Origin of the sequence: Buchnera aphidicola str. Sg (Schizaphis graminum) (genome assembly GCF_000007365.1) — a bacterium.
Classification (GTDB): domain Bacteria; phylum Pseudomonadota; class Gammaproteobacteria; order Enterobacterales; family Enterobacteriaceae; genus Buchnera; species Buchnera aphidicola.
This window is the reverse complement of sequence record NC_004061.1, coordinates 33,877-54,281: the sequence shown is the minus strand read 5'-3', so window position 1 is coordinate 54,281 and position 20,405 is coordinate 33,877. Positions and strand designations below refer to the sequence as shown.

The window sequence follows — 20,405 nt, the reverse complement described above, 5'->3', positions numbered from 1 at the left end:
ACCTATTATAATCAGACTATACTAAAACTCGAGTACCAATATTGATACCATTAAATAATAATTTAAGTTGATCTGTATTTTGCCAACTAGCAATATCTATAGAACGTTGTAATACCCGAGCTGCTTCTAAAGCTGCATTCACCTTAACGATCATACCATTAGTAATAATACCCTGAGATATTAATTTTTTAGCTTGAAGGTAATTTATTTCTGAAATTCTTTGACCTTTACCATCTAATATTGAACTTATATCAGATAATAAAATCAAATTTGCTTTTAAGGTAGTAGCCAAAGCCGTGGCTGCTAAATCTGCATTAACATTCATTAATAAACCATCATCTGTAATACCTATAGAACTAATGATTGGTAAAATGCCTTGTTCGCATAATTTTGTTAAAAAAAGAGGAGAACCTGGTTTAGCTTTTCCAACGTGCCCTAAATCCTGATCTAATTTTTCTACATTAACACTTTTTCCATCTGCTAAACACAAACCAACAGCATTTATTTTATATTTTAATGCCCATGAAAGCAGAATTTTGTTAGCTGTTCCTGCTAACGCACCTGTAATAACATTAATATGTTCAGATTGAGTGATTCGCAAACCATTTTTTTTCTCAATAGGCAATGATAATTTATTCATTAAATCATCTATTAAGCGTCCTCCTCCATGAATTATTAAAATATGTCGTTTATTAGATTTTTGATAATCAAGAAGCGCTTTAAACAAACGCATCATTGCATTATCACTTTCTAAAAGAACTCCACCTAATTTAATAACCAAAGGACTCATCATCAAAAAATACCTCATTTAAATAATTGATTCAATTTCAGAAAATCCAAAACGAATATTAAAACATTGTATAGCTTGTGCAGCTGCACCTTTCAATAAATTATCTTCAGCAGCTATAATAACGATATATTTATCTTGGATGATAAATCCAATATCACAAAAAGGTAATTTTACCACAGCTTTAATACTAGGAAAATTTTTTTCATATACTCGAATTAATGGTTTTTCTTTATAAACTGTATTATATAAATTATAAATATCCTGGAATGTAAAATTACATTTTAACTTACATGTAATACTAGCAAGAATTCCACGTGAAAAGGAACCTAAATGAGGAATAAAAATCACTGGGATACCTAAATGCTCTATAATTTCAGGAGTATGACGATGAGTAAAAACATTATATGGATGCAAACTAACTTCACAAAAACTATTAGTAATATTAGCTTTTCTACCAGCTCCGCTAACACCACTTATAGCATTAATAATTGGAATAAATTCATCATTTAAAAAATTTTCTTTTATAAGAGGTTTTAATGCCAATTGTATACACGTTGCGTAACATCCTGGAACAGCAATTAATTCAGCTTTTTTAATTTCTTGCTTATTCCATTCAGCCAATCCATATACAGATCGTTTTAAGATATCTTGATGTTGATGAGAAAAACCATAATACTTTAAATAAGTATCAGTGTTTTTAACTCTATAAGCACCAGATAAATCAAAAACAACACAATTAAGAGATAAAAAAAAGGGCACAAGAGAGTAACTAACGTGATGATCAGTAGCTAAAAAAACAGCATCAATATCTTTTTCAATTAAAGTATCATAGTTGATTGCTTCAAATGGTAAATCTATAATATTTTTAAATTCTTGATGTAATTCTGAAAATAATTTACCTATATGAGAACTATTTTCTGAAACAAAAATTTTTTTAATTTTAGAAAACATATGACGGTTAATATAATTAACTAATTCCGCACCAGAATATCCACTAGCACCAACAATTAACACATTCAACATAAATTAATAAACCTTAAAAAAATAAAAATATTAAAAAAAAGAATCAGTTAATTAAAATAAATTCTATTAATTATTAAATTTTATTGATATTTTTTATTTTATATTTAAAATACATCATAATCATAAAAAAATTTAATAAATTACCTAAATAACATTACTTTAAATGATAAGAAAAATACCTTCTTTTATTAAAATATATGAATCATTAATTAAAATACCTACTATTAGTAGTCTAAACAACAAGCTTGATCAAAGTAATAAAGTTTTAATTGATCTATTATCTAATTATTTTTCTGAATTGAATTTTTTGATAAACATAAAAAATATTCCAAATACAAATAAATTCAATATGTTAGCCTCTTTTGGAGATGGAAAGGGAGGTATTTTATTTTCTGGACATACAGATACTGTTGACTTTGATGAACACTTATGGACAAAAGATCCTTTTAAACTAACTGAGAAAAATAATAAATTATATGGATTAGGTACAGTAGATATGAAAGGTTTTTTTGCTTTTATACTAGATGCTCTATGTTCGATAAACATAAAAAGTATAAAAAAACCAATTTATATTCTTGCAACTGCCAACGAAGAAACTGATATGTCAGGAGCGAGATATTTTATTCAATCTTCAAGTATAAAACCAGATTTTATTATTATTGGAGAACCGACATCTTTAAAATTAGTAAAAGCACATAAGGGGCACGTCTCTTATTCTATTGATGTTGTCGGTAATACTGGTCACTCAAGCAATCCTGCTAATGGTATTAACAGTATTGAAATTATGCATTTAGTTATAAAAAAACTACTTAAATTGAAAATTTATTTAAGAGAAAAATATTTTCATAAAGACTTTTCTATTGGATATCCTACTATGAATTTTTCTTCTATAAATGGAGGTAATGCAATTAATAGAATTTGTGCATTGTGCAACTTAAAATTTGAAATACGACCGACACCGGGATTGACTTTAACACAAATTGAAATTCTAATTCAAGAAATGTTACAAGCAATTTTTAAAAAATGGCCAAATCGCATTTTTTTAAAAAATCTTTTTTTTTCTGTACCTCCATACGAGTTTCCTAAAGAAAAAAAAATCATTAAAAAAATAGAAAACTCATGTCAATTAAAACCAACAACAGCTAATTATTGTACTGAAGCACCTTTTCTTGGCAAAATTGGACCAACTTTAATACTAGGACCAGGTTCTATTCAACAAGCACATAATGCAGATGAATATTTAGATTGTTCTTTTATTAAACCTACTAAAAAAATAATAAGAAAATTAATAAAAAACTTTTGTTATTAAATAATATTTAAAAAAAATGATTTCTTTGATTATTATAAACCAAACATATGACATATAGAATATATTACATCTGATTTATTTAAAGTATAAAAATGAAAATTTTTTACTCCTTCATATAATAACGTTTTTACAATATTTATAACTATGTTTGAACCTATAATTTTCTGAGTTTCTAAATCTTCATCTAATCCGTTAAACATTTCAAACATCCATTTAGGAATACTCACATTAGTCATACTAGAAAATTTTTTTAGTTGTTCAAAATTATAAATTGGTAGTATACCAGGTATAATTTCAATATTTATATTATTTTTTATACAGTTATCACGAAAACGTAAATAACTTTCAACATTAAAAAAAAACTGAGTAATTGCTCTATTTGCACCAGCATCAGCTTTCTTTTTTAAATTTAAAATATCAGATTGAGCATTTTTTGATTCTGGATGTATTTCTGGATAAGCAGCTACAGAAATATCAAAATCAGCAATTTTCTTCAATAATACAACTAAATCTAAAGCATATATTTTATGTTGATATGATTTGTTTGGCACGTCTCCTCTTAAAGCAACTATACTTCTAATACCATTTTCCCAATAAAATTTTGCTATTTCTTTTAATTCACTTAATGAAGCATCTACACAAGTCAGATGAGGAGCTGTTGTAATACCTGTTTTTTTATGTATTCTTTGTACAATACTATAAGTTTTTTTTCGTTCTCCGCTATTTGCTCCATAAGTGACAGAAAACAAAAACGGTTTCAATAGACTTAATTTTACAACTGAAGAGAATAATTTTTTTTCTGTATCTAAATTTTTAGGAGGAAAAAATTCGAAAGAACATTGAATTTTATCATTTAAATTTTCTAATTTTTTCTTAATTATATCCTGATAATACTGATGTAAAAAGTTCATTATTAAAAATTCCATTAAAATTTGATAGTTAAAACTTAATATTTTTGATATATTATACATTAAATTTATATTAACTTTTTAAAGTTTAAAGAATTAAATTTTTATTTAAAAAATAAAAAAACTACGTTAAAACTTTATGTATAAAAAAAAAAAATCTTACCAATCTTTAAAAAATTTAAATACATTTTCAATAAATGTTACAGCAAAAAAAATTATTTTTGTTAAGACAATTCAATCATTAATGAAAATATGGAAAACATGTAATTTATCTAATATTCCTTATATAATTTTAGGCGAAGGAAGCAATGTACTTTTTTTAGAAAATTATGCAGGAGTAGTCATTATTAATCGCATAAAGGGAATAAGAATTGAAGAAAAAAAAAAAAATTGGTTATTACATGTTTTTTCAGGAGAAAAATGGCATGATTTAGTTAAATATACATTGAGAATGGGTTTCTTCGGATTAGAAAATTTAGCTTTAATTCCTGGTTCAGTAGGATCAGCAGCTATTCAAAATATTGGTGCTTATGGTTTAGAGTTAAAAAATATATGCCAGTATGTAGATGTTATTTCTCTAGAAAATGGCAAAACAATTAGACTTAAAAAAAAAACATGTAATTTTTCTTATCGAAGCAGTATTTTTAAATACAAATATAATAACGGATATGCAGTTATTGCAGTTGGTATAAAAATAAAAAAAAACTGGAAACCTGTTATTTTTTCATCACTTTTAAAAAGTAAAAAAATATTAGAAATAAATGCTTATAAAATATTTAATATAGTCTGTCAGATAAGAAAAAAAAAATTACCTAATCTTAAAAAATTAGGAAATGCAGGTAGTTTTTTTAAAAATCCTATTATTACATCTAAAAAAACAAAAAAAATTTTATCTTCATACATGAAGATGCCATATTACATCCAAAAAAATGGATTTATCAAAATTCCTGCTGCTTGGTTAATTGAAAAGTATAATTTTAAAAATATTCAAATTGGTGATGCAGCAATTTATAAAAAACAAAAACTTATATTAATTAATCTTAAAAAAGCAAATTCCAAAGACATTTTAAAATTAGCTCAAATAATACAAAAATGCATTCTAAAAAAATTTGGAATATACTTAGAACCTGAGGTAGATTTTATTAATTCTTTAGGAAAGGTAAAATTATTGTAAAATACCTCTTATATACTTAACACTCATAATAATTTAACTAAAAAATTTTTTCTTAAAAAACTTGCAATAAAAATGAAAAATTATATAATATAAAAAGAAAAATGTATTAAATACTAAGAAAATAAATAAACTAAAGCCGGCTTAGCTCAGCAGGTAGAGCAACTGACTTGTAATCAGTAGGTCACCAGTTCGATTCCGGTAGCCGGCATAAATTTAAAAATAGGTGGGATTCCCGAGCGGCCAAAGGGAGCAGACTGTAAATCTGCCGTCTAAGACTTCGAAGGTTCGAATCCTTCTCCCACCAGAAATGCGGACATCGTATAATGGCTATTACCTCAGCCTTCCAAGCTGATGATGCGGGTTCAATTCCCGCTGCCCGCTCAAAAAAATTTTTAATTTTTTTCAGCTGATATGGCTCAGTAGGTAGAGCACACCCTTGGTAAGGGTGAGGTCCCCAGTTCAAACCTGGGTATCAGCACATAAAAAAATCATAACATCGTATATTAATTTTTATTCACTTTTTTAAAAAATTTTAAAAAATTGACTTTTAAAGATCATTAAACCAAAAATAAATCTCACCTATTTAAGATTTTCTATATTTCTAAATTCACTATAAAATATCTCTTTAAATAACTAATAGTTTTTTTTAAATTAAAAATATAATAATATGTAAAAGAATATAGATTCTACATATAGTATGTAGAGAAAAGAATAAAAAAAGAGAACTTTTGAAAATAGTTTTTCTACTAACATATTTTTTCTATATTATTGTTCTGTTTTTATAATCTTTAAGAGAAACTATGAAAATTCGCATTCCTGATCAAAAAAAAGCTAAAAATTTAGAAAAAATAAAGTGGTTTTTTATAACTGCAATTTTTATCACATCTTTTTTTATCAATAATTTTTTTGATAAAATAGGATATTTTACTCGCATATCTATAATTACTTTATTAGTTGTTTTTGCAATTAGCATTGCACTATATACCAAAAAAGTAAAGAATGTTTTTGTATATATCAATGCATCAAAAAACGAAATGAAAAAAATAACTTGGCCTCAATATAAAGAGACTTTGTATACTACATTCATCATTATATCTGTAACAATATTAATATCTCTACTTTTATGGGGCCTTGATAGTATCATATTTCGTTTAATAGCATTTATTATTAGTGTAAGGTTTTAAAAAAATGCATGAAAGTCTAAAAAAAAAATGGTATGTATTACAGGCTTTTTCTGGTTTTGAAAGTAGAGTAGCACAATCAATAAAAGAGCATGTTAAATTAAATAAAATGAATGATTTCTTCGGAGAAGTTATGGTTCCTTCAGAAGAAGTTATCGAAATCAGAGGTGGACAACGTAGAAAAAGTGAATATAAATTTTTTCCAGGATATGTTTTAATTCATATGATTATGACAGATTCTACTTGGCATTTAATAAGAAATGTCCCTAGGGTATTAGGATTTATAGGAGGCAAATCAGATAAACCATCACCAATTAGTGATAAGGAGGTAGACATTATTATTAATAGATTGCGTCAAATTGGAGACAAACCAAGACCTAAAACTTTATTTGAACCAGGAGAAATGATTCGTGTTAACGATGGTCCATTTGCAGATTTTAATGGAGTTGTCGAAGAAGTAGATTATGAAAAAAGTAGATTAAAGGTATCTGTTTCTATTTTTGGTAGAGCAACTCCTGTAGAGTTAGATTTTAGACAAGTTGAAAAAAATTAATATTTTTATTTTAAAGAGACATAGAAAATGGCAAAAAAAATACAATCTTATATAAAACTTCAAGTTGCAGCAGGAATGGCTAATCCTAGTCCACCAATAGGACCTGCATTAGGACAAAAAGGAGTAAACATTATGGAATTTTGCAAATTATTTAATAAAACAACAGAAAATGTGGAAAAAGGTTTACCGATACCAGTAATTGTTACAGTATATTCTGATCGTTCGTTTACATTTATTACAAAAACACCTCCAGCATCTGTTTTATTGAAAAAAGCAGCTGGAATCAAATCAGGTTCTAGCAAACCAAAAATAGAGACAACAGGAAAAATAACAAAATTACAAATTGAAGAAATAGCAAAAACTAAAAAAAATGATATGACTGGTTTAAATATTGAAAGTATGATGCGATCTATTGAAGGAACAGCTAAATCTATGGGTTTGATTGTTGAGGATTAAAATGAAAAAAATTAATAAACGCATGAAGAAAATTAAAAACGATATAAATTTTGAAAAACTATATTATATAGATGAATTAATACAATTATTAAAAAAATCATCAAATGTAAATTTTAATGAAAGCATTGATGTTGCTATCAATTTAGGTATTAATCCAAAAAAATCAGATCAAAATATTCGTGGTTCAACAATATTGCCACATGGCACAGGACGCTGTGTTAAAGTAGCTGTATTCACTCAAGGAGAAAATATCAAAATAGCAAAAAAAGCAGGTGCAGAATTTATAGGAATGGAAGATTTAGCTGAACAAATAAAAAAAGAAGGTATTAAATTTCATACTGCTATCGCTTCACCAGACGCGATGAAAATTGTTACTCAATTGGGACAGATACTAGGACCTCGAGGTTTAATGCCTAATCCAAAATTAGGTACTGTAACGACAAATATCGAAGAAGCTATTAAAAATGCAAAAACAGGACAAGTTTGCTACCGAAATGATAAAAATGGGATTATTCATGCTACGATCGGTCGAATAAATTTTGAAAGAAATCAAATAAAAGAAAATTTCAATGTTTTTTTAGAATCTATAAAAAAGGCAAAGCCTCCTCAATCAAAGGGGATATACATAAAAAAGGTAGTTTTATCAAGTACTATGGGTATAGGATTAACTCTTGATCAATCTAGTTTAAGTATTTAATTAAATCTTTTTTACTTTACGACAGAAAAAAATTTATTTATAATAATAGCCCCATTTTTTAAAAATTCCACAATTAACTTTAATTGAACATTTTAAAACATCTAAATTTCAATATTATTATTTAATAAATTTTTAAAATCGTACTATACGATAGTACTACGATTTTATTTCTGCATAACTATGATAAACAATTTTTTTAATAACTAAAAATCTTTTCTCTCCATCAAATTATAGGAGAATATGATAAATGGCTTTAAATCTTAGCAAAAAAAAAACAATCGTTTCTAAAATAAATCAAATTTCTAATTTAGCACTATCAGCAATCATCGCTAACTCTCAAGGTATATCTGTCAATAAAATCAATGAACTTCGAAAATCTGGCCGTGAAATCGGTGTTAAAATGAGTATTGTTCGAAATACTCTTTTATCTTTAGCTATTGAAAATACCGCTTTTAAATGTTTAAAAAAAAAATTAAAAGGTTCTACTTTTATTGCCTATTCTACAAAACATCCAGGCAGTGGTGCAAGATTATTTAAAGAATTTGAAAAAAAAAATAAAAAATTTAAAATTACAGGAGCTGTTTTTGAAGGTAAATTATTATCTGAATTAGAAATTAACCAACTTGCAGATATGCCTACTTATGAAGAAGCAATAAGAAAACTTTTACTAACACTAAAAATATCAATTGCTGGTAAACTCATTTATACATTATCTGCCATAAAAGAGAAAAAAGAAACCTCTTAAAAGAGGTTATTATTTTTGATGTATTATTAAACATCTAAAATAAGTCTAATTGTCATTAGGAATGATCACTATGTCTATTACTAAAGAACAAATTTTAGAAGCCGTCTCAGAAATGTCTGTTATGAATGTTGTAGAACTTATTTCCGCAATGGAAAAAAAATTTGGAGTCTCTGCAAACATGTCTGTCAATACCAATAACAATAGTGAAAAAAGCACTATTGAAGAAAAAACAGAATTTGATATTTTTCTAAAATCTATTGGTCCTAATAAGGTATCAGTAATAAAAAGTGTTCGTAGTGCAACTGGTCTAGGACTAAAAGAAGCCAAAGATTTAGTAGAATCAGCGCCCACAGTATTAAAAGAAAATATGAGTAAAAATGACGCAGAATCTCTTAAAAAAACTTTAGAAGATGCTGGAGCTGAAATCGAAATTAAATAAATATATTTTATATTTTTCGTTTAGTTAGCATTCATATTATGGCTGGTGTTTTTAATTCACCAGCCGTTTTGATATGAATAATGTTTTCATAATTTTAAGAAAAATTTTTAATTTAAAAAAACTATTAAAAATAAAAAACTGTCTCTCCTTCAGACAGAAAGACCATTTTAGTCTTAATTCATCTGTCAGCGAGCTTAGGAACCCCATGGTTTACTCTTATACCGAAAAAAAACGAATTCGTAAAGATTTTGGAAAACGTCCTCAGGTTTTGGATATACCATATCTTCTTTCAATTCAACTCGACTCTTTTAAAAAATTTATTAAAATAGACCCAGAGGGTTTACATGGATTAGAAGCAGCTTTCCGTTCTGTATTTCCTATATGTGGATATAATGGAAACTCTGAACTTCAATATGTCAGTTATCGTTTGGGTGATGCAATATTTGACGTTAAAGAATGTCAAATACGAGGTGCTACTTATTCAGCGCCTTTAAGAGTAAGATTACGTCTTGTTATTTATGAACGTGACGTTCTAGAACCTACTGTTAAAGATATCAAAGAACAAGAAGTATATATGGGTGAAATACCATTAATGACTAATAATGGAACTTTTATTATTAATGGTACAGAAAGAGTAGTTGTATCTCAATTGCATCGCAGTCCTGGAGTTTTTTTTGATAGTGATAAGGGAAAAACACATTCTTCAGGTAAAGTTTTATACAACGCACGTATTATTCCTTATCGAGGCTCTTGGTTAGATTTTGAATTTGATCCGAAAGATAATTTATTCGTAAGAATTGATAGACGAAGAAAACTACCAGTAACTATTATTTTAAGAGCACTGAACTACAATACAGAAGAAATATTAAATTTATTTTTTGAAAAAAATATTTTTAATATAAATAATAATAAAATTCAACTAGAATTAGTCTCAGAAAGACTTCGTGGTGAAACAGCATCGTTTGATATTAAAAAAAATGGAAAAATATACGTAAAAAAAGGTCGTCGTATTACTGCAAAACACATTCAAGAATTAAAAAAAGATAAAATAAATTCTATTACTGTCCCAGTAGAATACATTTTAGGAAGAATAGTATCTAAAAATTATTTAGATCCTAAAACAGGTGAAACAATTATTTTAGCTAATACAGAATTATCTCTAGAGATATTGACAAAATTAAAAAATTCTAGTTTTTTTTCTATTGAAACACTTTTTACTAATGATTTAGATCATGGACCCTACATTTCTGAAACTTTGCGGATTGATTCTTCTCATGATCGGATAAGTGCACTGATGGAAATCTATCGAGTTATGAGACCTGGTGAACCTCTTACCAAAGAAGCAACAGAAAATTTATTTGAAAATTTGTTTTTTTCAGAAGATAGATATGATCTTTCTTCAGTAGGTCGAATGAAATTCAATCGCTCTCTACTACGTAAAAAAATTGAAGGAGTAAGCACTCTAAATAAAGAAGATATTATAGACGTAATAAAAAAATTAATCGATATTAGAAATGGAAAGGGAGAGGTAGACGATATTGACCATTTAGGTAATAGACGAATTAGATCAGTAGGAGAAATGGCGGAAAATCAATTTAGAATCGGTTTAGTAAGAGTAGAAAGAGCAGTTAAAGAGCGCTTATCGGTAGGTGATTTAGATACTCTAATGCCACAAGATATGATTAATGCAAAACCAATATCTGCTGCTATTAAAGAATTTTTTGGTTCTAGCCAATTATCGCAATTTATGGATCAAAATAATCCATTATCAGAAATTACACATAAAAGAAGAATTTCAGCATTGGGACTTGGTGGTTTAACTAGAGAAAGAGCAGGATTCGAAGTTAGAGATGTACATCCAACTCATTATGGACGTGTCTGTCCTATAGAAACACCAGAAGGGCCAAATATTGGATTGATTAATTCTTTATCAGTGTATGCTCGAACTAATTCATATGGATTTTTAGAAACACCTTATCGAAAGGTACATAACCGTTTAGTAACTGATGAAATACACTATTTATCTGCAATAGAAGAGGGAAATTACGTTATTGCACAAGCAAATACTAATATAGATAAAAATAATTACTTTATTGATGATTTAGTAACCTGTAGGCACAAAGGAGAATCTAGTTTATTTAACTGTAATCAAGTCGATTACATGGACGTTTCTACTCAACAAATTGTATCTGTAGGAGCTTCTTTAATTCCATTTCTTGAACATGATGATGCAAACAGAGCATTGATGGGTGCGAATATGCAACGTCAAGCAGTGCCTACTTTAAAAACTGATAAACCTTTAGTGGGTACTGGAATGGAAAGAGCAGTAGCCGTTGATTCAGGAGTTACAGTAGTAGCAAAAAGAGGCGGTATTATTCAATATATAGATGCTTCTCGTATAATTATTAAAGTAAATGAAGAAGAAACGTATACAGGAGAAGCCGGAATAGATATTTACAATCTAACTAAATATACTAGATCTAATCAAAATACTTGTATTAATCAAAAACCATGCGTGAAATTAAGAGAAAAAATCAATAAAAATGATGTTTTAGCAGATGGACCATCGACTGATTTAGGAGAATTAGCGTTAGGACAAAATATGCGAGTCGCTTTTATGCCTTGGAATGGATATAATTTTGAAGATTCTATATTAGTCTCAGAAAAGGTTGTACAAGAAGATCGATTTACAACAATTCATATCCAAGAATTATCCTGTATATCTAGAGATACGAAATTAGGACCAGAAGAAATTAGCTCTGATATACCAAATGTAGGAGAAGCAGCACTATCTAAATTAGATGAATCAGGAATAGTTTATATCGGAGCCGAAGTTACTGGAGGTGATATCCTAGTAGGAAAGGTAACTCCTAAGGGAGAAACACAGCTAACACCAGAAGAAAAACTATTGCGTGCTATTTTTGGAGAAAAAGCTTCAGATGTAAAAGATTCTTCATTAAGAGTTCCTAATGGAGTATCCGGAACAGTAATAGATGTACAAATCTTTACTAGAGATGGTGTAAAAAAAGATAAAAGAGCGTTAGAAATTGAAAACATGCAACTTAAAAAAGCAAAAAAAGATCTAACAGAAGAATTTAAAATATTTGAACTAAGCCTGTTTTCAAGAATTAAAAAAACTCTTGTTTCTTTTAATATTAAAGAAGATTTTTTAAATAAATTGCCCTATGAAAAATGGTTTAAAATAGATATTCAAGATCGAAACAAAAAGAAAGAGATAGAAAAACTTTTACAACAACACAATCAACTAAAAAAAGAATTTGAAAAAAAAATAGAAGTCAAACGTCGCAAAATTACACAAGGAGATGATCTTGCACCAGGAGTACTAAAAATAGTAAAAGTATATTTAGCTGTCAAACGTCAAATACAACCTGGTGATAAAATGGCAGGACGACATGGGAATAAAGGGGTAATTTCAAAAATTAATCCTGTTGAAGATATGCCATATGATGAAAATGGTATACCAGTAGATATTGTTTTAAACCCTTTAGGAGTTCCATCTCGTATGAATATCGGACAAATATTAGAAACACATTTAGGAATGGCAGCAAAAGGTATCGGTAATAAAATCAACAATATGCTCAAAAAACAAGAAAAGATTTCAAATTTAAAAAAATTTATTCAGAAAGCTTTTGATTTAGGAGAAAATTTAAGACAAAAAGTTAACTTAGATGACTTTTCAAATGAAGAAATATTAGATTTAGCAAAAAATTTAAAAAAAGGAATGCCAATTTCAACTCCAGTATTTGATGGAGCACAGGAAAATGAAATTAAGCAAATGTTAAAATTCTCTAATTTACCTACTTCTGGACAAATATCACTCTTTGATGGAAGAACGGGAGAAAAATTTGAAAGACCTGTTACTGTGGGTTACATGTACATGCTAAAATTAAATCACTTAGTAGATGATAAAATGCATGCCCGTTCTACTGGTTCTTATAGTCTAGTTACTCAGCAACCGTTAGGTGGAAAAGCTCAATTTGGTGGACAACGTTTTGGTGAAATGGAAGTTTGGGCTTTAGAAGCATATGGAGCTTCTTATACGTTACAAGAAATGTTGACTGTAAAATCTGACGATGTAAACGGAAGAACTAAAATGTATAAAAATATTGTAGATGGTAACCATCAAATGGAACCAGGAATGCCAGAATCATTTAATGTACTGCTGAAAGAAATCCGTTCATTAGGTATTAATATTGAATTAGAAAATGAATAAAATTTAAAATAATATAAGACATATAGATTTACCACCTTCAAAAATTTCACTCCAACGAGAGCTCATGCGTGAAAGATTTACTAAAATTTTTAAAAGCCCAAACTAAAAATGAGGATTTTGATGCTATTAAAATTTCTCTAGCATCACCTGATATGATTAGATCTTGGTCATTTGGTGAAGTTAAAAAACCAGAAACTATTAATTATCGTACATTTAAACCTGAACGAGACGGACTATTTTGTGCACGTATTTTTGGTCCAGTAAAAGATTATGAATGTTTATGCGGAAAATATAAAAGATTAAAACATCGAGGTGTTATTTGTGAAAAATGCGGTGTTGAAGTAACACAAAGTAAAGTTAGACGTGAACGAATGGGTCATATAGAACTTTCTTCTCCTACAGCTCATATTTGGTTTTTAAAATCATTACCATCACGTATAGGTTTATTATTAGACATGCCTTTAAGAGATATTGAAAGAGTACTATATTTTGAATCTTATGTTGTTATTGAAACAGGTATGACAAATCTTGAAAAACGTCAAATTTTAACTGAAGAACAATATCTAGATGCATTAGAAGAATTTGGAGACGAATTTTATGCAACAATGGGAGCAGAAGCAATTCAATCTTTATTAAAAGATATAAATTTAGTAAAAGAATGTGAAAACTTAAGAATAGAACTTAATGAGACGAATTCGGAAACAAAGCGAAAAAAATTAACTAAAAGAATTAAATTATTAGAATCTTTTATACAATCTAATAATAAACCAGAATGGATGATTTTAACTGTTTTACCAGTATTGCCACCTGATCTAAGACCATTAGTACCATTAGATGGAGGAAGATTTGCAACATCTGATCTAAACGATTTATATCGTCGCGTCATTAACAGAAACAATAGATTAAAAAGATTATTAGATTTAGCAGCACCTGATATCATTGTTAGAAATGAAAAAAGAATGTTACAAGAAGCAATAGATGCTTTACTAGATAATGGTAGAAGAGGAAGAGCCATTACTGGTTCAAATAAAAGACCTCTTAAATCATTAGCAGATATGATTAAAGGAAAACAAGGTAGATTCCGACAAAATCTTCTTGGAAAACGCGTTGATTATTCCGGACGATCAGTTATTACTGTAGGACCTTATCTTCGTTTACATCAATGTGGCTTACCTAAAAAAATGGCATTAGAACTTTTTAAACCATTTATATATGGAAAATTAGAAGTTCGTGGATTGGCAACTACCATAAAAGCCGCAAAAAAAATGGTTGAAAGAGAAGAAGCAATAGTATGGGATATATTAGACGAAGTTATTCGAGAACATCCTGTTCTTTTGAATCGTGCACCTACTTTACATAGATTAGGAATACAAGCATTTGAACCCGTTTTAATAGAAGGTAAAGCTATTCAATTACATCCATTAGTTTGTGCGGCTTATAATGCTGATTTTGATGGAGATCAGATGGCTGTTCATGTTCCATTAACTCTAGAAGCTCAATTAGAAGCTAGAGCTTTAATGATGTCTACAAATAATATACTTTCTCCAGCTAATGGTGAACCAATTATCGTACCATCTCAAGATGTAGTCTTAGGGCTTTATTATATGACTCGCGAAAAAATAAATGGAAAGGGAGAGGGAATGATTTTAAACGGTTCTAATGAAGCAGAAAAAGTATATCGTTTAGAAATTGCAGAGTTACATTCTCTAGTTAAGGTACGCATAACAGAATACAAAAAAAATAAAGATCAAAGTTTTATTCCTAAAACAAAGATAATAAACACTACAATAGGACGAGCTATTTTATGGATGATTGTTCCTAAAGGATTGCCATTTAGTATTGTTAATCAAACTTTAGGAAAAAAAGACATTTCTAAAATGTTAAATACTTGCTATCGTATTTTAGGTTTAAAACCTACTGTTGCTTTTGCCGATCAGATCATGTATACAGGTTTTGCTTATGCAGCAAGATCTGGAGCTTCGGTTGGTATTGACGACATGGTCATACCTGTAAAAAAATTAAATATTATTCATGAAGCAGAAATAGAAGTAGCTGAAATACAAGAACAGTTTCAATCTGGATTAGTTACGGCAGGTGAAAGATATAACAAAGTCATTGATATTTGGGCAGCAGCTAACGAAAGAGTAGCTAAAGCAATGATGGAAAACTTATCTACAGAATCTGTATTTAATAAAAAAGGCGAGAAACAGAAACAAATCTCTTTTAATAGTATATTTATGATGGCCGATTCGGGTGCTCGCGGGTCTGCTGCACAAATTCGTCAATTAGCAGGAATGAGAGGACTGATGGCAAAACCAGATGGATCAATTATTGAAACGCCTATAACAGCTAATTTTAGAGAAGGTCTAAACGTATTACAATATTTTATTTCAACTCATGGAGCACGAAAGGGTTTAGCTGATACAGCATTAAAAACAGCTAATTCTGGTTATTTGACACGCCGTTTAGTAGATGTTGCACAAGATTTAGTTGTAACACAAAATGATTGCGGAACACATGAAGGAATTTTAATGACTCCTTTAATAGAAGGAGGAGATGTCAAAGAACCATTACGTGAACGTGTTTTAGGTCGTGTCACAGCAGAAAAAATATTAATTCCCAATACTGAAAATATATTAATTGAAAGAAATACTTTATTAAACGAGCAATGGTGTGATCTTTTAGAAAAAAATTCTATAGATAATGTGAAAGTAAGATCAGTAGTAAATTGTGAAACTGATTTTGGTGTTTGTGCTTACTGTTATGGTCGTGATTTAGCAAGAGGTAACTTAGTTAATAAAGGAGAAGCAATAGGAGTAATAGCAGCACAATCTATAGGAGAACCAGGTACGCAATTAACTATGCGAACTTTTCATATTGGTGGTGCAGCATCAAGGGCAGCTACTGAATCTAGTATTCAAATAAAAAATAAAGGCATAATCAATCTTAATAACGCAAAGTCTGTTACTAATTCTTCAGGTAAGATAGTTATAACTTCAAGAAATGTAGAACTTAATATAATTGATAATTTTAGAAGAACAAAAGAAACTTATAAAGTTCCTTATGGAGCTATTATGGCTAAAGGCCATGGAGAGCAAGTTAATTCTGGAGAAACAGTAGCAAAATGGGATCCTCATACCATACCTGTTATTACTGAAGTGAGCGGATTTGTTCGATTTGTAGATATGATAGACGGTCAAAGTATTACAAGACAAGCCGATGAACTAACTGGATTATCTTCTATAGTTGTACTAGATACAGCAGAAAGAATGACAATTGGAAAAGATTTAAGACCTTCATTAAAAATTGTTGATCGTGATGGAAATGACGTTCTTATTTCAGGAACAGAAATGCCAGCACAGTATTTTTTACCTGGGAAAGCAATTGTTCAACTTGATGACAGAGTACAAATTAGTTCTGGTGACACTTTAGCAAGAGTACCACAAGAATCAGGAGGTACTAAAGATATAACTGGTGGACTACCAAGAGTTGCAGATTTATTTGAAGCTAGACGTCCAAAAGAATTAGCGATTTTAGCTGAAATAAGTGGAATTATATCTTTTGGAAAAGAAACAAAAGGGAAAAGAAGACTAATTATTACTCCAGTAGACGGAAGTGATGCATATGAAGAAATGATTCCAAAATGGAGACAATTGAATGTTTTTGAAGGAGAAAGAGTTGAACGAGGTGATGTTATATCAGATGGACCCGAATCACCACACGATATTCTTCGTTTAAGAGGAGTGCAGGCTGTAACTAAATATATTGTAAATGAAGTACAAGAAGTATATCGTTTACAAGGTGTAAAAATTAATGATAAACATATTGAAGTAATAATTAGACAAATGCTTCGAAAAGCTACTGTCATTAAATCAGGAAATTCAGAATTTTTAGATGGAGAACAAGTAGAATTTTCTCGAATAAAAATTTCAAATCGTATTTTAAATAAACAAAGTAAAATACCTGCAACTTTTTCAAGAGATTTATTAGGCATTACTAAAGCATCTCTTGCAACTGAATCTTTTATATCAGCAGCTTCTTTTCAGGAAACAACTAGAGTTTTAACAGAATCTGCAGTTGCAGGAAAAAAAGACGAATTACGAGGATTAAAAGAAAATGTTATTGTTGGACGTTTAATACCTGCAGGTACTGGATATGCATATCATAAAGAACGTTTAAATCGTCGTCATACAGTAAATACCAATCAAATAAAACCTAATAACTCTTCTTCTCAAATTAGTGCAGAAGAAGCATCTGCAAGTTTATCAGAATTATTAAATTCCACTCTTATACAACATGATCATACATAAATAATTTTAAAATAATTATATTATGGCTGCTCTTAAAAGCAGCCAAAATATGGAAAAATAGCATTTCTTATCTTATCAAATAAACTTTAAAAGTTATAAATATAATTTAATAAACAATTAAAAAAAAATAAATTAAATTTTTATAGTTAGCAATTAATAACTTAATAATTTTTATTAAAATAATCTAATAACTTAAAAACACATGTATATGCTTTATTTATACTATCTTTTTACTTGTTTTCAGATATATTATATATTTTAACTTTAAAAGTTAATCTTTTTTGTTTTCGATCAATTTTTACAAATTAAATATTAATTAACTATTTTTAAAAAATTGAATTAAGCAGAGTTTTTTTTATCTTATCTATGAAATATGTAAATATTTATATTAAAAAAATTATTTGAAATTCTAAAATAAATTTTTTTATTTAAATTAATTAATACTTACTTAAGTAAGAAAGGGAAAATAATGAATAAAACTCAATTAATTAAAATTATTTCTAAGCAATCTAATTTATCTAAAATACAGATTAAATCTACTTTAGAAAAAATACTATCGGCTATCATTGAATCTTTAAAAAAAGGTGAATCAGTACAAATAGTAGGCTTTGGTACTTTTAAAGTAAATTCAAGAGCATCTCGTACTGGAAGAAATCCTCAAACAGGAAAAGAAATAATCATCCCTGCAACAAAAGTCCCTAGTTTTATATCTGGAAAAACATTAAAAAATGCAATTAAGTAATTTATATTGCCAAAAAATGCAAAAGGGGCATTATGCCCCTAATAGTAATCTATTTTTAAAAAATAAAAATTTTTACATATAAAAAATATTAAAATTTATATTAATTCATAGTCAATATTTTTATAAAAAAGAAAATAAATTATGTCATTAAATAATATTATAAAGAATGCTTTAGTTAGTTTGTCAGATAAAACAGATCTTTTAAAGATATCAAAGATACTTGCAGAAAAAAAAATTAATTTATTTTGTACAGGAGGAACAGCTGACGTTTTAAAAAAAAATAAAATTCCTGTTCTTGAAATATCAGACTACACAAATTTTCCCGAAATAATGAATGGAAGACTCAAAACATTACACCCGAAAATAATAGGTGGTATTTTAGGTCGAAGGGAAAAAGATCAAAAAATTATGAAATTACATAATTTAATACCTATAGATATAGTAATTGTGAATTTTTATCCATTTGAAAAAATACAAAATCGAAAAGAATTTACTATAGAAGAAATAATTGACAATATTGATATTGGTGGACCAACACTCGTACGTGCTGCGGCTAAAAATTATAAAGATGTTATAGTTATAGTAGATTTATCAGATTTTACATCATGTATTCAATTAATAAATACTAATACTGTAAGTTTAGAAACGAGATTTGATTTAGCTACTAAAGCTTTTAAGTACACTGCACTATATGAAGAAATAATTTCAAAATATTTTTTAAAAAAAAATCCTTATAGAAAAAAACATCAAAAAAATATTTTTCCAAATGAATTTCAATTAAATTTCATAAAAAAACAAGATTTAAGATATGGAGAAAATCAACATCAAAAATCTTCATTTTATATAGAAAAAGAAATATTAAAATCTGGTACGATCAGTTCATCGAATCAAATACAAGGTAAAAATCTATCTTATAATAATATATGTGATGCTGATATAGCATTAGAATGCGTAAAAGAATTTTCTAAACCAACATGTGTTATTGTAAAACATGGAAATCCTTGCGGAGTTTCAGAAAGTAATTCTTTAATCAAAGCTTACTTCTCTGCTTATAATGCAGATCCGATTTCAGCTTTCGGAGGAATAATTGCTTTTAATTGTCTCTTAGATTTAGACACAGCTCAAGAAATTGTTAAAAAACAGTTTGTCGAAGTTATTATTGCTCCTGAAATAGATGAAATGGCTGTAAAAATACTAAAAAGAAAAAAAAATATACGTTTGCTTATTTGCGGAAAAATTGAAAAAAATAAAAAAGGTTTAGATTTTAAAAGAATTACTAATGGTTTACTTATACAAGAATATGATTGTGATGAAATAAACGCAAAAAATTTTGATTTTGTTACAAATCGTTTACCTACTGAAAAAGAATTAGAAGATGCTATTTTTTCTTGGAAAGTCGCTAAATTTGTTAAATCAAACGCTATTGTATACAGTTTAAATAAAACTACTATTGGAATAGGAGCAGGACAAACAAGCAGAATTGATGCAACTAAATTAGCAAACTTAAAAGTAAAAGATCGAAATCACAATAATACTACAGGAGCAACTATGGCTTCTGATGCTTTTTTCCCTTTTCGAGACGGGATAGATAATGCAGCTCTAATCGGTATTAGTTGTATTATCCAACCAGGTGGTTCTATTCGAGATAAAGAGGTAATTGAGTCTGCCAATGAGCATAATATAAGTATGATTTTTACTAAAAAGCGTCATTTTAAACATTAATAAAAGAGTAAAATTTATACAAATTTTTATTTTTTTAAATTATTAATATGGCTTATTCTTTAAATAAAGATATTATTTTTTATCTAAAAAATTAAATTTATTAAATCATCATTTAGATTTTT

15 protein-coding genes and 4 tRNA genes are annotated in these 20,405 nt (G+C 28.1%); 16 read left to right on the top strand and 3 right to left on the bottom strand.

Annotation, left to right across the window (positions count from 1 at the left end; all coding sequences use genetic code 11):
• Positions 1 to 16 precede the first annotated feature (16 nt).
• Both argB and argC read right to left on the bottom strand, forming a co-directional pair.
• Positions 17 to 790 carry an acetylglutamate kinase gene (argB, locus tag BUSG_RS00255; RefSeq protein WP_044006073.1) on the bottom strand — a complete coding sequence of 258 codons (774 nt, stop codon included), beginning with the start codon at positions 788 to 790 and terminating at the stop codon, positions 17 to 19.
• Between the two features lie 18 nt (positions 791 to 808).
• Positions 809 to 1,813: an N-acetyl-gamma-glutamyl-phosphate reductase gene (gene argC / locus BUSG_RS00250; protein WP_011053582.1), complete on the bottom strand. Its 1,005-nt coding sequence runs from the start codon at positions 1,811 to 1,813 to the stop codon at positions 809 to 811.
• 163 nt (positions 1,814 to 1,976) lie between these two features.
• Between argC and argE the strand changes: the two genes are divergently transcribed.
• Entirely contained in the window at positions 1,977 to 3,122 is a 1,146-nt protein-coding gene (gene argE / locus BUSG_RS00245) for an acetylornithine deacetylase (protein WP_011053581.1), read from the top strand.
• Between the two features lie 32 nt (positions 3,123 to 3,154).
• Here the strand turns inward: argE and metF are convergent, their stop codons facing one another.
• The gene (gene metF / locus BUSG_RS00240; protein WP_011053580.1) at positions 3,155 to 4,033 is read right to left on the bottom strand and encodes a methylenetetrahydrofolate reductase; all 879 of its coding nucleotides are present in this window, start codon (positions 4,031 to 4,033) and stop codon (positions 3,155 to 3,157) included.
• A gap of 136 nt (positions 4,034 to 4,169) precedes the next feature.
• Here metF and murB point away from each other — a divergent pair, with 136 nt between their 5' ends.
• The 15 genes from murB (at position 4,170) to purH (ending at position 20,283) form a co-directional block, all read left to right on the top strand.
• Positions 4,170 to 5,204, top strand: coding sequence for a UDP-N-acetylmuramate dehydrogenase (gene murB, locus BUSG_RS00235; protein WP_011053579.1), 1,035 nt, complete (start codon positions 4,170 to 4,172; stop codon positions 5,202 to 5,204).
• A 135-nt stretch (positions 5,205 to 5,339) separates the two neighbouring features.
• Positions 5,340 to 5,412 (top strand) — tRNA-Thr (locus tag BUSG_RS00230).
• Positions 5,413 to 5,426: 14 nt separating this feature from the next.
• Positions 5,427 to 5,508, top strand: a tRNA-Tyr gene (locus BUSG_RS00225).
• Positions 5,509 to 5,513: 5 nt separating this feature from the next.
• Positions 5,514 to 5,585, top strand: a tRNA-Gly gene (locus tag BUSG_RS00220).
• Between the two features lie 24 nt (positions 5,586 to 5,609).
• Positions 5,610 to 5,682: transfer RNA gene (locus tag BUSG_RS00215), tRNA-Thr, on the top strand.
• A gap of 322 nt (positions 5,683 to 6,004) precedes the next feature.
• Positions 6,005 to 6,388: a preprotein translocase subunit SecE gene (secE, locus tag BUSG_RS00210; protein ID WP_011053578.1), complete on the top strand. Its 384-nt coding sequence runs from the start codon at positions 6,005 to 6,007 to the stop codon at positions 6,386 to 6,388.
• Between the two features lie 4 nt (positions 6,389 to 6,392).
• Positions 6,393 to 6,938, top strand: coding sequence for a transcription termination/antitermination protein NusG (gene nusG / locus BUSG_RS00205; protein ID WP_011053577.1), 546 nt, complete (start codon positions 6,393 to 6,395; stop codon positions 6,936 to 6,938).
• 27 nt (positions 6,939 to 6,965) lie between these two features.
• The gene (rplK, locus tag BUSG_RS00200) at positions 6,966 to 7,394 is read left to right on the top strand and encodes a 50S ribosomal protein L11 (protein WP_011053576.1); all 429 of its coding nucleotides are present in this window, start codon (positions 6,966 to 6,968) and stop codon (positions 7,392 to 7,394) included.
• A gap of 1 nt (position 7,395) precedes the next feature.
• On the top strand, positions 7,396 to 8,091 hold the full coding sequence (gene rplA / locus BUSG_RS00195; RefSeq protein ID WP_011053575.1) for a 50S ribosomal protein L1: 696 nt from the start codon (positions 7,396 to 7,398) through the stop codon (positions 8,089 to 8,091).
• A gap of 247 nt (positions 8,092 to 8,338) precedes the next feature.
• Positions 8,339 to 8,836, top strand: coding sequence for a 50S ribosomal protein L10 (gene rplJ / locus BUSG_RS00190; protein ID WP_011053574.1), 498 nt, complete (start codon positions 8,339 to 8,341; stop codon positions 8,834 to 8,836).
• A 70-nt stretch (positions 8,837 to 8,906) separates the two neighbouring features.
• On the top strand, positions 8,907 to 9,275 hold the full coding sequence (gene rplL / locus BUSG_RS00185) for a 50S ribosomal protein L7/L12 (RefSeq protein WP_044006039.1): 369 nt from the start codon (positions 8,907 to 8,909) through the stop codon (positions 9,273 to 9,275).
• Positions 9,276 to 9,480: 205 nt separating this feature from the next.
• A complete protein-coding gene (gene rpoB, locus BUSG_RS00180) occupies positions 9,481 to 13,509 on the top strand; it encodes a DNA-directed RNA polymerase subunit beta (protein ID WP_011053572.1) in 4,029 nt (1,342 codons plus the stop codon).
• A 68-nt stretch (positions 13,510 to 13,577) separates the two neighbouring features.
• Positions 13,578 to 17,819: a DNA-directed RNA polymerase subunit beta' gene (gene rpoC, locus BUSG_RS00175; protein ID WP_011053571.1), complete on the top strand. Its 4,242-nt coding sequence runs from the start codon at positions 13,578 to 13,580 to the stop codon at positions 17,817 to 17,819.
• Positions 17,820 to 18,288: 469 nt separating this feature from the next.
• Positions 18,289 to 18,561 (top strand): HU family DNA-binding protein, encoded by a 273-nt coding sequence (locus BUSG_RS00170; RefSeq protein WP_011053570.1) that lies wholly within the window; start codon positions 18,289 to 18,291, stop codon positions 18,559 to 18,561.
• Between the two features lie 141 nt (positions 18,562 to 18,702).
• Positions 18,703 to 20,283, top strand: coding sequence for a bifunctional phosphoribosylaminoimidazolecarboxamide formyltransferase/IMP cyclohydrolase (gene purH / locus BUSG_RS00165; protein WP_011053569.1), 1,581 nt, complete (start codon positions 18,703 to 18,705; stop codon positions 20,281 to 20,283).
• Positions 20,284 to 20,405: the final 122 nt, after the last annotated feature.